Origin of the sequence: Oxynema aestuarii AP17, from assembly GCF_012295525.1 — a bacterium.
Classification (GTDB): Bacteria; Cyanobacteriota; Cyanobacteriia; order Cyanobacteriales; family Laspinemataceae; genus Oxynema; species Oxynema aestuarii.
The window spans coordinates 3,721,915-3,734,694 of the sequence record NZ_CP051167.1; the positions used below are offsets into that span (position 1 = coordinate 3,721,915).

The 12,780-nt window shown below is 55.1% G+C and carries 7 protein-coding genes; 3 read left to right on the forward strand and 4 right to left on the reverse strand.

Features of this window, described 5'->3' with window-relative positions; translation table 11 throughout:
• Window positions 1-5 precede the first annotated feature (5 nt).
• On the reverse strand, window positions 6-5,153 hold the full coding sequence (locus HCG48_RS15130) for a PAS domain S-box protein (RefSeq protein WP_168569906.1): 5,148 nt from the start codon (window positions 5,151-5,153) through the stop codon (window positions 6-8).
• Between the two features lie 128 nt (window positions 5,154-5,281).
• Here HCG48_RS15130 and HCG48_RS25490 point away from each other — a divergent pair, with 128 nt between their 5' ends.
• Complete coding sequence (locus HCG48_RS25490) at window positions 5,282-5,434, forward strand: hypothetical protein (RefSeq protein WP_210437041.1); 153 nt, start codon at window positions 5,282-5,284, stop codon at window positions 5,432-5,434.
• Window positions 5,435-5,593: 159 nt separating this feature from the next.
• Here the strand turns inward: HCG48_RS25490 and HCG48_RS15135 are convergent, their stop codons facing one another.
• Window positions 5,594-6,238 (reverse strand): pseudouridine synthase, encoded by a 645-nt coding sequence (locus tag HCG48_RS15135; RefSeq protein ID WP_168569907.1) that lies wholly within the window; start codon window positions 6,236-6,238, stop codon window positions 5,594-5,596.
• Window positions 6,239-6,468: 230 nt separating this feature from the next.
• Between HCG48_RS15135 and HCG48_RS15140 the strand changes: the two genes are divergently transcribed.
• A complete protein-coding gene (locus HCG48_RS15140; protein WP_168569908.1) occupies window positions 6,469-7,545 on the forward strand; it encodes a DUF3616 domain-containing protein in 1,077 nt (358 codons plus the stop codon).
• A 336-nt stretch (window positions 7,546-7,881) separates the two neighbouring features.
• On the opposite strand, the gene HCG48_RS15145 is transcribed toward HCG48_RS15140, so the two are convergent.
• Together HCG48_RS15145 and HCG48_RS15150 are read right to left on the reverse strand one after the other, a co-directional pair.
• The gene (locus HCG48_RS15145; protein ID WP_168569909.1) at window positions 7,882-9,030 is read right to left on the reverse strand and encodes a site-2 protease family protein; all 1,149 of its coding nucleotides are present in this window, start codon (window positions 9,028-9,030) and stop codon (window positions 7,882-7,884) included.
• A 137-nt stretch (window positions 9,031-9,167) separates the two neighbouring features.
• Window positions 9,168-9,416 (reverse strand): hypothetical protein, encoded by a 249-nt coding sequence (locus HCG48_RS15150; protein ID WP_168569910.1) that lies wholly within the window; start codon window positions 9,414-9,416, stop codon window positions 9,168-9,170.
• A gap of 258 nt (window positions 9,417-9,674) precedes the next feature.
• Between HCG48_RS15150 and HCG48_RS15155 the strand changes: the two genes are divergently transcribed.
• Window positions 9,675-12,725: an AAA family ATPase gene (locus HCG48_RS15155; protein WP_168569911.1), complete on the forward strand. Its 3,051-nt coding sequence runs from the start codon at window positions 9,675-9,677 to the stop codon at window positions 12,723-12,725.
• Window positions 12,726-12,780: the final 55 nt, after the last annotated feature.

A 12,780-nucleotide genomic window follows, 5' to 3' on the forward strand; every position in this document is an offset into this window, starting at 1 on the left:
CCGTTTCAACTTTCCAAGTCCCAGGGTAACTCTAAGGTAAAACAGGTGACCCTCGAAGCGCTTTCGACGGCGATCGCCCCGCCGAGGTGGGTGGCGAGTTTCTGGACTAATGCCAGTCCCAAACCCGTTCCGCCTTGTTTCCAAGGGTCGGCGCTGGGAACCCGGTAAAATTTCTCGAAGATATGACCGATCTCGTTCGGGGGAATCTCGACTCCGGTATTGACGACTTGTAATTGGAGGCGATCGCCCGCATCGCACGCCACCAGACGGATACTTTCCCCGGGAGGCGTATACTTACAGGCATTGTTGAGTAACTCGCTGACGATCCGCTCGAAACCGGATACATCCGTGGTCAGGGTCGGTAAATTGTCCGCCAGTTCCAGGGCGATCGTTTGTTGGCGATTGCGGGCGCGTTCGTGGAAGCCGTGCAAGAGTTGGGGCAACCATTCGCCGAGGTCTACGGGGGTAAACTCCTTCGCCAGACCGGAATCGAGCCGTTGCAAGTCGAGTAAGTCGTTAATCAGGCTGATTTCGCGATGGCATTCGTCATCGAGGATTTGGAAATAGCGCGACAATTTGGCGGCGATCGCCTCTTGTTTTTCCAGATCGTTCGTGAGATTCGGGTCGTACTGTTTGTAGCCAATTTTTAACATTTGGATCGCCATTTTCATGTTAGCCATCGGCGTTCGCAGTTCGTGAGAAACCGTGCTGAGAAATTCATCTTTGAGACGGTTGACCTTTTCGAGTTCGCGCACTTGAGCGAGAGAGGCTTCGTAAAGTCGGGCTTGGCGCAGGGCGATCGCGCAGTGAGCGGCGACTTGTTGCAAGAGACGAATCTCGATGTCGCTCCAGGTTCGCACTTGGGAGTGCAAGACGCTCAAATGGCCGATGGTACCGCGATCGTCGAAAATCGGCACTAAAATGCGCGCTTGCAACATCCGGTCTAAATCCGGACAGGCTAAATCGCCCAAGGCTTGGGGGTCGATTAACGGAACTCGTCCGCGATCGTAGGATAAGAAATACTCGCCGCGCCAGAGTTGCTCGTAAATCTTACGCGCGTCGGCAATCTTGAGGACTTGTCCCAAACCGGAGCCGACATCGTCGGTACTGTATTCGTAACAGATGGTCGCGGTGGTGCGATCGCCGTCGTACAACGCCGCACAACAGTAATCGATCTCTAGCACTTGGGCAATTTCGCGGACGGCGGTTTGCAAAATTTGCCCTTCGTCCAAACTTTCGCCGACTTTTTGGGTAATGCGCCGCACGACGTGAGCGAATTCTAAAGATTGCTGTAACTCGGCGGTGCGGTTGCGAACTTGAATTTCTAAATCGCTGCCGATTTGGCGGACCGTTTCGTATAATTCGGATTGTTCGATCGCGATTCCCAATTGAGTCGCCAACTGTTGCAGCAAGTCGATTTCCTGGGGCAACCACTGGCGCGGTTGGCTACAGTGATGGGCGACGAGCAAACCCCACAAGCGGCGTTGGGGCGATTCGCGACTCGGATCGCCGGAAGGGTGACCCTGACCGAGGCTTTTAACGATCGGGACCACGAGGTTCGCTTTGACTTGGAACTCGGAGAGTAAGGTTTTGTGACATTGGCTCAACTTCGAGCGCTCCAGATCGGCGATCGCGCCGATGCGCCCGTCGAGATAACTCTCGACGAAGCGATCGTTAAAGCAAGTATCTTTAATTTCCATCCCCAAGAGGGGCAACCAACCGGGTTCGACGGACTCGACCACGATTTGACCGTTCCAATCCGGTTTAAACTGATAAATCAAGACGCGATCGGCCTGTAAAAATGGGCGCACTTCACCGACGGTGGTTTGCAAAATGTCGTCGAGGTCGAGAGACTGGCGAATCCGGTTTTGAATTTTCACCATCAAGCGTTCGCGGCGAATTTGGCGCGCCAGGGCCATTTCCGCTTGTTTGCGATCGCTGATGTCGGCGATCGTCAGTAAGATTCCCGCTTTGCTGTCTCCCGGTTGCCCCGCGTTCGCCGAAACGATCGTCCAGCGATCGCCGCCGTCGGCTTGACGGAAGCGAACATCTTGTTGTTGGGTGTGACCTTGGCGGACTTGTTCTAAAAATAGCTCGGCCCAAGGGCGATGCTTCGGGTCTACAAACGACAGCCACGGTTTGCCGATCGCCTGTTCGACGCGCACGCCGAGCATCCGGGCGAGTTGGCGGTTGATAAAGGTGGTGTTCCCTTCGGCGTCGAGACTCCAGACCCCCTCGGTCATGGTTTCGACGATGCGGCGGTAACGTTGTTCGCTCTCGCGCAGGGCTTCTTGGGCGCGACGGTTGGCGGTGATGTCCTGGAAGTAAACCGAGAGGCCCTCTCGGGCGGGATAAGCGTGAATGGCGAGCCAGCGATTGTCCTCGGGATAGAAGGCTTCAAAGGCGATCGAGACTTGTTCGGCGATCGCCCGTCGGTATTCGGACTCGAACGCGGCGGCGATCGCCTCGGGAAAGGCATCCCAGAACGATTGTCCGATCGCCTCCCCTTGTCGCTCGGTCAACAGGCTTTCGGCGGTGCGGTTGATATAAGTCAGGCAAAAGTCAGCGTCGAGGGCGACGAAGCCATCGGCAATGCTTTCGAGAATGGCGATCGTCTGTTCGTGGGACTCGCGCAAGCGGACGTCGGCTTCGACGCGGTAGGTAATATCGCTTTGAATGCCGATAAAATGGCTGACTTCTCCGGCTTCGTTGCGAATCGGCGAAATCGACAGTTCGTTCCAAAACATGCTGCCGTCTTTGCGGTAATTGCGCAAGATGCCGTGACAGTTCTGACCTCGGGCGATCGCCCAGCGCACGGTTTCCAAGCTGCTCTGGTCGCGATCGCCCCCTTGCAAAAAGCGGCAGTTGCGACCGATCGCCTCCCGGGCGGAGTACCCGGAGATCTGCTCGAAACTGGGATTGACATAAACAATCGGATTGTCTCGCGATCGAGCGTCGGTAATTACGATCCCGTTGGCGCATTCGGCGATCGCCCGTTGCATGATGTACGCCCTGGCGTCGCTGCGTTCTCGGTCGATCGCCGCCGCGACAATATTGGCGATCGCCTCTAAAAAATGCAAGTCGTCGGCACTGAACTCCCGCAATTTGCGGCTGTGAACCCCCAAAATGCCCACGAATGGAACCTCGGAGACTAACGCCAATTCCGGATGCGTACCCGATGGCGGCGTCCGATGGGGAGGATGGCCGATAATGGCGGTCATACCGGAGATGACCCCGTGTTCGTGCAGCAGGGGCATTCCCTCAAATCGGGTTTCGGTTCTCAGGTCTTGGACGATCGTGCTTTCGCCCTGTCTGAGGGTATACCCGGCTTGGGAACGTTGACTCGCTTCGACCCTGGCCCGACCGACAATCCCACTCTTCCAACCGACTCCCGCCCGCACGAGGAAGCTGGCGGGGGCGTCGCGATCGTCTCCAGGGTCGGGAAGTAGTTCTAAAATCTTGCAGTATTCCACCGCGAGGGTGTCGGCGACGAGTTGCACCGCGTCTTGCATCAGCACGGCGGTGGGAATCCCTTTGAGGGCGCGCTGACCGAGTTGGGCGACGGCTTGCTGCTGGCGGGCGCGCGATCGCACGTCGGCGACGGCTTTCGCCCGAGCGCTGATATCGCGCACGAACACTTGAATGCAGGGTCGTCCGTCGTAGGCGATCGGCATGGCGGTCACTTCCACGTCGATCGTCTCGCCGTCGAGGCGGATGAATTGTTCTTCCACGGTCGGGGTCGGCTGTCCGGTCGTGACGTTCTCGATCCGTTGGCGCACGATTTCTCGATACGGCGGCGTTACGAAGTCGAATACCGAACGTCCTTCGAGTTCGCCCGCGACGGCAGCCCCCAACAAGCGGGCGGCGGCGGCGTTACTCCAGATAATCTGACCGTGGTGGTGAATGAGGATCGCTTCAAAGGAGAGTTCGAGTAACTCGCGATAGCGCCGTTCGCTGTTTTCGAGGGCGTCTTGGGTGGCTTCGCACTGCCTCGATTGCGAGCAAGGGGCGGCGTCGCTGGCGCTGGCGTCGTCTCGTTCCCAGAGTCCGGCGATCGCCTCGGCGAGCCATTCGAGGGGTTGGATCTGTTCGGGAGACCAATAGTGGGAGCCGCGATCGTCGTAGAGGCAGATCCGCCCTTCGGGTAAGGCGGTTCGGGGATTGTCTGTGGCGGACCCCGGGGCGGGACGAATGGGAATGCACAGGAGGGCGCGCACTCCTGCCTCGTCGAGGGAGCGGTCCGATCCAATCGCCCCGGCGGGGAGAGCCTGACAATCGGCGATCGCCACGACTCCGGCTCCCGTGAATGGCGGGATGGCGTCGAGCAGGACGGTCCATTCGTCCCGTTCGGCGCAACAGTCGGGCACTCGTCCCCAACAGCCTTCGAGGCGCACCGCACGAGGGAGATCGAGATCGCCGCCAACGCGCCATCGGGCGATCGTCGCCCCGGTCACTCCCAAGGCTTTGCCGATCTCCGCCAAGCAGTGATTCCAGTCGATCCGTCCGGCGGCGATCGCCCGCCACATCGGTCTGATGACTTCCTGGAGGCCGACCCCGGGCTGGGACTCGTTCCTCGGCGGCTGGGCGGTCCGACGGCAGGAGAGGCGCACCCGGCGATCGCTTATCTGGCGCGCGATCGTCGCTTCGACCCAAATCGCGGCTCCATCTCGGGTTGTCAACCGGAAGGGGGGGATCGTCATGGGGTTGGGGACGAGGTTGCCGTTGCGATCGCCCAGAATTGGGGCTGAGGTCTGCAACACGAACGGGCGATCGCGCCCATCGACGTAGTCGATCCAGGGCGTACCGATTAAGCTTGACTCGGCGTAGCCCAGGATGGCGACGATTCGCGGATCGACGGCCACAATTTGACCTGACGGTTCGAGGATTAAGTCCATCGATTTACCTATGCGATCGAGCGTGCAACATTTGACGCTTCCCTTGGGTTGAGTCCGGCGTTCCAGGGCATCTGTCTCCCCAACTCCGGGGGATGGGAATTCCTGGGACGACGAGTGGCGATCGCCCCGTGGCGCTGGTCGGTTTCTCGGGCGTTTTAGGTATATTCGCCCTTTACAGCGTTGCGGTCGAGGTCTTTTGAGATAATACGGGCGATCGCGGCGACCGATCCCCTCGTTTGGTTCGCTGTTGCGTTTCATTGCTTGAGTTCTATCCCTGTGTCCGATCGATCTCAGGCTCAGATCCGGTGCCTGTTGCTACCCGAATCGCACCACCGCCCGCCGTCCGGGCATCCTTTGCTCGAACGTACTTTTGGTGACGGTTATTCATGGCAAACGGGCGATCGGAACGGTTGCTCGGTTCTCAACAGCCCTCAGCCCAGGTCTGGCGTGCGATTTCCCCTGCAGTTCTCCCCTGCGTCAGATGTCTTCTCGCTCGCATCGAGCGCAGCTTACAACGACTTCAAGCTCAATGTAGCTAAAAACACTGAAATATACAAATACCAATTCTGGAGATTGTGGTCGTTACCGACCTCGCCCCCAATTATTAGTATTTACAGCACAAAATACCCGAGTGCGATTTTCTCAATCCAATGCGCTCGAATTGCCGTGCGTATTGAATTGTTCTCCACCGCGACCGCTTAGCGCGATCGCCCGTTTCTGCGCGTCCCACTCCCTTTGTTTTTGGCAAAGCCCAGGAGTTGGTGTAACTGCTCGACCTCCTCGGGAGTCAACTCCCGCCATTGCCCCGGTTCTAACCCGGTTAAGTGCAAGTGCGCGATCGCGGCGCGCACTAAGCGCAAGGTAGGAAACCCCACCGCCGCCGTCATCCGCCTGACTTGACGATTTTTCCCTTCCGAAAGGGTCATCTCCAGCCACGCCGTCGGTACCGTCTTGCGATACCGAATCGGCGGGTCTCGCGGCGGTAACTCCGGTTCCCCCCCCAAGAGCTTGACCCGCGCCGGGAGCGTTCGATAATTCTTAATTTGCACCCCTTTTCTGAGTCGCTCTAATGCCTTCCGGTCGGGAATTCGCTCCACTTGCACCCAGTAGGTGCGCGGGTGGCCAAATTGCGGATGGCTCAAGCGATGCTGCACGCGATCGCAATCGGTCAGCAACAACAACCCTTCACTATCTCGGTCGAGACGACCGACGGGATACACCTGCGGAACAGAAATAAAATCTTTCAACGTCAAACGTCGCTTTCCTCGGCTTTCTCCCTCGGTGTCTGTAAACTGACTGAGAACGTCGTAAGGTTTGTAAAATAGCAGATATCGATAAGTCATTGGCTTGCAATCATTATAGATCCTTTGCGTGCGATCGCCCGGTTATTTGAGGCGAACTTCATGGTTTGTAATCCAATCTTCTCCCTTCTCTAGCCCGCAATTGTCGCACGCAAATTCCCCCGCGATCCCGACGCGATCGACGGGGATCGCGATCGCCCGCTTCTAACAACAACAGCTCGCCCTCTAAAATAAGAACGGTCTTTGATTCTCCCCCATTGTCACCCCATACCATGACTTCATCATTTTTGCTCGCCCGTCTCCTCTTTCAATTTGCCAACGAAGCTGATGATTTAATCGCCGATTTATCCGCCGTTACCCTCAGTCCCGATGGTAGTTTGTGGATCGCCTCCGATGAATTAACGAGCCTCGATCGCCTCTCTCGTCTCGATTCTTGTACCTTCGGCGATCGTCGTCAATTCCCCCTCACCCAATACCTCGACCGCGTCAATGCCGAACAAGAAATCGACATCGAAGGCTTAGACTACCACCGTTCCTACCTCTGGTTTACCGGATCTCACAGTAGCAAACGTAAAAAACCCAAAGGCAAAAGTCGTAAAAAAGATTTAGACCGATTAACCCGAATTGAAACCGAAGAAAATCGTTATTTACTCGGACGCATTCCTATCAGTCGCGGCGAACTCTTTAAAGTCCATCCCGGTCAAACCGACGCCGAATGTTACGAACTCACCGCCGCTTGTCTCTCCTCCGAAGATACAGATCGCCTCCTTCTCGACGCCCTCAAAACTGACGACCATTTAGGACTGTTTGTCACGGCGGGAATTCCCAGTAAAGAAAACGGCCTCGATATTGAAGGTTTAGCCGTCCGCGATCGCCGTTTATTCCTCGGTTTGCGCGGTCCGGTTTTACGCGGCTGGGCCGTCATTCTCGAACTCGAAGTCAACGACACCGAACCGGGTATTTTAACCCTCAACACCTTCGATAAAACCGATCGCCCCTATCGCAAACATTTCGTCAATTTGAATGGGAATGGCATTCGCGATTTATGTTTCGACGGCGACGACCTCTTAATCCTCTCCGGACCGACCATGGATTGCGAAGGCTTGATGAAAGTCTTTCGCTTGAAAGATGCTTTAGACGCCAAAAAAGATATGTTTTCCGATCGCGATTCCGGCGATTTAGAAGAAGTTTTCGATCTCCCCTTTCACTTCGGCCAAGATCGGGCGGAAGGATTGGCGGTCTTTTCCGGATTTGAAGGCGAAAAATCCCTTTTAGTCGTTTACGATTCCCCCAATCCCGAACGAATCGTCGGCGGGCGATCGATCGTCATGGACGTCTTTAAACTGTAATCAAACTGTAACTGACGGCTGTTTTTACAGTCAGGAGATAGGCTTTCCCCGATCGCCTCCATCGAGGATTCCCCAACTCCCTAAAAAAAGAGAAACTCCAATGGAGTCCCCCTTTTTATGGTTAAGTACCGTGCCACCCGTTAAAGATTGCGGAATTCTTAAAAACGGGGGCAGTGAAAGTCCCCCTTTTTAAGGGGGATTTAGGGGGATCGAAATGTACCGCCCAACAGCGAAAACTGCTCTATGGGTTTTGCAAATGCGATCGCACCCTCGCGCAATAAAAAACCCGGCTTCCTCAGAAACCGGGTTAAACCTTAAAGGTTAAAGTTAAGCAAGTTAAGCAGGTAGTTGAAATTGAGATCGATCCGCTTTCGTTTCCGTGCGTTGTTGCAACTTGCGAATAATTTCAGTTTTTTCCAACAGTCCGACTAATGCCCCATTTTCGCCGACGACGGGCAACTCGTTAATTTGTTTTTCTTCTAACAAGCTCACCACTTCGAGTAAGGAGCGATCGGAGGTAACGGTTAAGGTGTCTTCCATCGGTTTGACCAATTCCCTCACTTGAGTTTTGGGCCAGTCAGCCGTAGAAACTAACTTGAGATCGTCTACGTTCAACGTACCGATGAGGCGATCGCTTTCGTCAGTGACTAAGAACTTGCGCCATTTTTCTTTACCGATGACGTAGTTATTCGCAAACTGGCGCAGGGACAAGTCCGCAGAAACGATCGGGCTGTTTTCGCGATCGACTACATCCGCCGCCGTCAGGGCTGAAAGTCGGTCTTGAACCGTCGCCGATTGAGCCGCAAATCCAGCATTTTGTAACAAGAACCAACCGATTAAGATATTCCAAATGCTGTTAAAGTTACCGTAGAACAGCAGGGGAATTGCACCGGAAAGAATGGCAATCCAGCCAATCACTTGACCGACTCGTCCGGCAAAGTTAATCCCTTTATACGGATTTCCGGTAATTTTCCAAACGATCGCCTTGAGGATATTACCGCCGTCGAGGGGTAAACCGGGAATCAGGTTAAAGAGGGCAACCACTAAGTTAATCGACGCCAGCAACGCCAGCATGGCACCGAGTGGGCCACTCGCTCCCGTTGCAATCCCGATCGCACTGAAGGTAGCAAAGAGCGCCAAACTCACTAACGGTCCGGCGATCGCCACCCAAAACGCTTGAGCGGGACTGTCCGATTCTTTTTCTAAACTTGCCAACCCCCCAAATAAGAATAAGGTAATTGATTTGACATCAATCCCTTGTTTGAGGGCAACAAAACTATGCCCCAATTCGTGAGCTAAGACCGACGCAAATAGCAATAATGCCGACACAAATCCTAAAATCCAAGGCAGAATTCCGCCCATCGAAAATTGGCTGGCCAGCAAGCCTCCATAACTTAAGGTCACTAGACCCAGAACTAAAAACCAAGAGGGATTAATATAAAAAGGTATGCCGAATAAATTACCAACTCGAATGTTGTTGTTCATATAGAACCTCCTTTTTTTAAAAGCTCAAGGCTTTTTGGCCTTTCGCTATTCTTAATGTAACAAATTGTAAAATTTTTTCAATCTATCGCAGGTAGTAGTTCCCGTCATTGCGAGTTCGGTTATCGGAAATGAGCTGTTCAGTCGGTCAATCCCCAGGGCGATCGCCGCTCCACTGCCCTTTCATGACGGAAAACCGAACATCGCGATCGGTTTTCCTCCGGGGAATATCGCCATCTTAAGTGATTGGTCACCCGAATCGGGAGCAAGATGCTCCCATTCCCAAGGGGTTGGGGCGATCGACGCCGCCAGAGTCCCGCCAAAATTGCAAGCTGGGGCATGATGATGAGGAAAAATTGAGCGGTTCGGTCGGCGGGAGTGGTTGGCAAGTTTTCCGAAAAAGATCGGTTCGAGATCGAACGGAGATCGGCTCGAAATTCATCAAGCAATCCATTGTAAAATCTGAAGATTGTAGAAGGCGATCGCCTCGACTCATTGGAGAATCTAACTCAGTCTTTCTGAAATTGAGAAGCGTTCGTTATGACCTCGGTAAATTAACAGCGATCGGGGTCAATGGGACAGCACTGGACAAGTCAATAAAATTGAATGATACAATAACCAAAATCCCTCGATCGCCCTTGTGAATTATGCGCCCTTTACAACTTTCTCTAGAAGGTTTTACCAGTTTTCGCCGAGAACAAAATCTCGATTTTACCGAGTTGGACTTGTTCGCAATTACCGGGGCGACGGGGGCGGGGAAATCTTCCCTACTGGATGCCCTGACTTATGCGTTATATAGCACGACGGCGCGCACCAAGCAAGTTGCGGAATTGGTCAGTCAGGGGGCGGAAACTTTAAAAGTGCGATTGTGCTTTGCCGTTCTCGGAAGTTCGTATCGAGTGACCCGGCGCTGGCGCTACCGACCGAGTACCCCGGTCACGAAGGTGTTGTTAGAGAAACAGTTGGCGGATGGGAGTTGGGAAACCCTCGAAAGCAAGGAACGGGCGGCGAATAAGGCGATCGCGGAGATTCTCGGGATGGATTTCGATACGTTTACCCGGGCGATCGTCCTGCCGCAAAATCAATTTGACGAGTTTTTAAAGGGAAATACGGCAAAAAGACGGGAAATCTTGCGTCAGCTTGCTGGATTTGAGATCTTCGAGAAAATGCGCAAACAAACGAACGATCTATCCCGATCGCTCAAACAAGAAGTCGCCGCGTTGGAACGACAGATCGCCGAGTTGGAGGTTCCGGAAACGGTAGAGGTGGAGTTGAAGCGATCGCAACTCGCTCAATTGGAGGCGGATTTTCCGCAATTTTCCCGAGAAGCTCGACAAGCTCAAGTGCTTTTAGATGAAGAAGAGCGCCTATTCGCTCAAATTGTAAAATTGCGAAAAGTACGCGAGCAATTGGAGGAGTTGGAGGGGCGATCGCCCGAGATCGAAGGGACGATCGCCCGCCTCGATCGCGCGATCGCCGCCCACGAATTACAAGGGGATTGGGCGTTAGTGAGAGAAATTCGCCAACAAGTGAAAACGGCAAGTAGTGCGCTACAGTCCGCATCGAAGCGCTTAGTACAAGTAGAGCGACAAGTCGAGCTGAAGCAAAGTGAGTTAGACGCCGAACGCGCGCGCCAAGCGGAAATCTTGCCCCAATTGCAGGCTCGCGAAGCGGCGATCGCCTCGGCGAAGGTTTACGAAGAACAACGGCAACAGTTAGAGAGAGACCTGGCGATCGCGGAAAAACAGGAGAAAGAGAAGCAGAAACAGTTAAAAGAAGCGCAGAAACAGTTAAAAGAGGCGCAAGATCGCTTCGATCGCGCCGAGGCTGTTTTAAAACAAGCCGATCGTCAATTAGAAGGTCTGGCGCCCGGCGGGGAACGGTTGACCCAGTTGCAGGCGATCGCGCCGTTACTGGTGGAATGGGGCTTAGTGAGACAGCAGCTCGAACGATCGCGGCAACAGTGCGATCGCGCGATCGCCGAACGAGAGACGGCGCAAGGGGAATTAGCCGGAGCGCGATCGCGGCAGGAGGAGGCAGCCAACCGCTTGCAGGATGCCCGCAAAGCCGTGGAAGGAGCGGAACGGCAGAATCTCGACATCGGGCGATCGAACCATGCCGCCGCATTACGCATGTCTTTACAACCCGGGGATACCTGTCCCGTGTGCGGCGGCGTCCATCCGGAAGCGGCAGCCTTGCCGCCTTTAACGGAACAAGCCCCGATCGATCTCGCGCCGTTGCGATCGCGCGAAGCCAAAGCGCAGCAAGGGTTACAAGCGGCACAAACTGAACTGAGCAAGGCGGAAGCGAACCTCGACCGTTGCCGCCAGCGCCAAGAAGAAATGGAGGAACAAAGAGAGAGCAACGCACGGGAAGAAGCCCGCTTGCGCGCCGAAATTGCCTCGGTGTTGGGGATGGGGCAAGACGAAGCGCTGGAGGTGGCGCCCTTGCAGGCGGAACGGGAAGCCTTGGAGGCGCGGGATGCCGAGTATCGCGAAGGGCTGGCGGCGCAGGAAAAGGCGGCAGCACAGCGATCGCAGGCGGAACAGGGCCTAGAGTTTGCGCGCCGGGGCGATCGCGCGGCCCAGGCGGAAGCGACGGCGGCGACGGAAGCGCGCGATCGCGCCCGCGAGGGGGTGGAACGAGTGCGGGCGAAATTGCTAGAGTTAACTGAGGGTAAGGCTTACGAGGTGTTAGTTCAAGCTTTGGAACGGGACAAGCAAGCCCTGGGCGATCGCCTGCAAGCGGCGGAAAGTGCCTATCAAGCGGTGAATACCCAGCTCATCCAAGGGCGAGAGAACGTCCAGCAAGCACAAAGTACCTTACAGGGGGCGATCGCCAAACAAGAGGAGTCCGAGGCGACGTGGGGAGAACGGTTGGAGGCGGCAAACTTCGACGAGGAGAGCTTTTTAGGGGCGGTGGCGTCGGCGGGCGATCGGGCCGCGTGGCAGCAGGCGATCGCCGACTATCGGGAAATGAAAGTAGAATTGAATACTCGCGTGCGAGATTTAGCGGAGACGATCGGCGATCGCACCACCGACGAACGGGCGATCGGCGATCGTCGCCAAGCCAAGCAGGAAGCCGAAAAACTGCTTGCTGAGGCCCAAGAACGGCGGGTCGAGTTGGGGACGTGGTTGCAAGATGCCGATCGCAAGTTAGAACAAGGCGATCGACTCACTCAAACCTTAGAAACCGTCAGCGCCACTTACGAAACGTATCACACTTTGGCTCAAAGCCTCAAAAGCAACGAGTTTCAAGCCTATATTTTAGAACATTTAGAAGCCGAACTCGTCGATCGCGCCACCTTGTTACTGCGCGAACTTACCGACGCCCGTTATACCTTACGCATGGAAGAAGGGGAATACTGGGTCGAGGATAACTGGAATGGCGGCGAACTGCGCCGAGTTCGCACCCTCTCCGGCGGCGAAACCTTTGCGGCGTCGCTGTCGATGGCGATCGCCCTTTCCGAAAAACTCTCGATGGGCGCCGAATTGGGCAGTTTATTCTTAGATGAAGGCTTCGGAACCTTGGACGGGGAAACCTTAGAAAGTGTCACCCACATTTTAGAATCCCTACGCCAACAAAACCGCCTCATTGGAATCATCACCCACGTCAAATCCCTCGGCGAACGCCTCCCCACCCAGGTGAAAGTGTATAAATCCCCCCAAGGATCTCGCCTGGAAATCGAACGCTTGTAGGCGATTGTTAGCGTCGTGACCTTGCTTTCCTGTTTTGCTCTCCCAGTCTGTGGTT

Coding starts and splice junctions, on each gene's coding strand:
- HCG48_RS15140 (WP_168569908.1), top strand. CDS start 6,469: ATGACTTCATCATTTTTGCTCGCCCGTCTCCTCTTTCAATTTGCCAAC.
- HCG48_RS15135 (WP_168569907.1), bottom strand. CDS start 6,238: ATGACTTATCGATATCTGCTATTTTACAAACCTTACGACGTTCTCAGT.
- HCG48_RS25490 (WP_210437041.1), top strand. CDS start 5,282: ATGGCAAACGGGCGATCGGAACGGTTGCTCGGTTCTCAACAGCCCTCA.
- HCG48_RS15130 (WP_168569906.1), bottom strand. CDS start 5,153: ATGAAACGCAACAGCGAACCAAACGAGGGGATCGGTCGCCGCGATCGC.
- HCG48_RS15155 (WP_168569911.1), top strand. CDS start 9,675: ATGCGCCCTTTACAACTTTCTCTAGAAGGTTTTACCAGTTTTCGCCGA.
- HCG48_RS15145 (WP_168569909.1), bottom strand. CDS start 9,030: ATGAACAACAACATTCGAGTTGGTAATTTATTCGGCATACCTTTTTAT.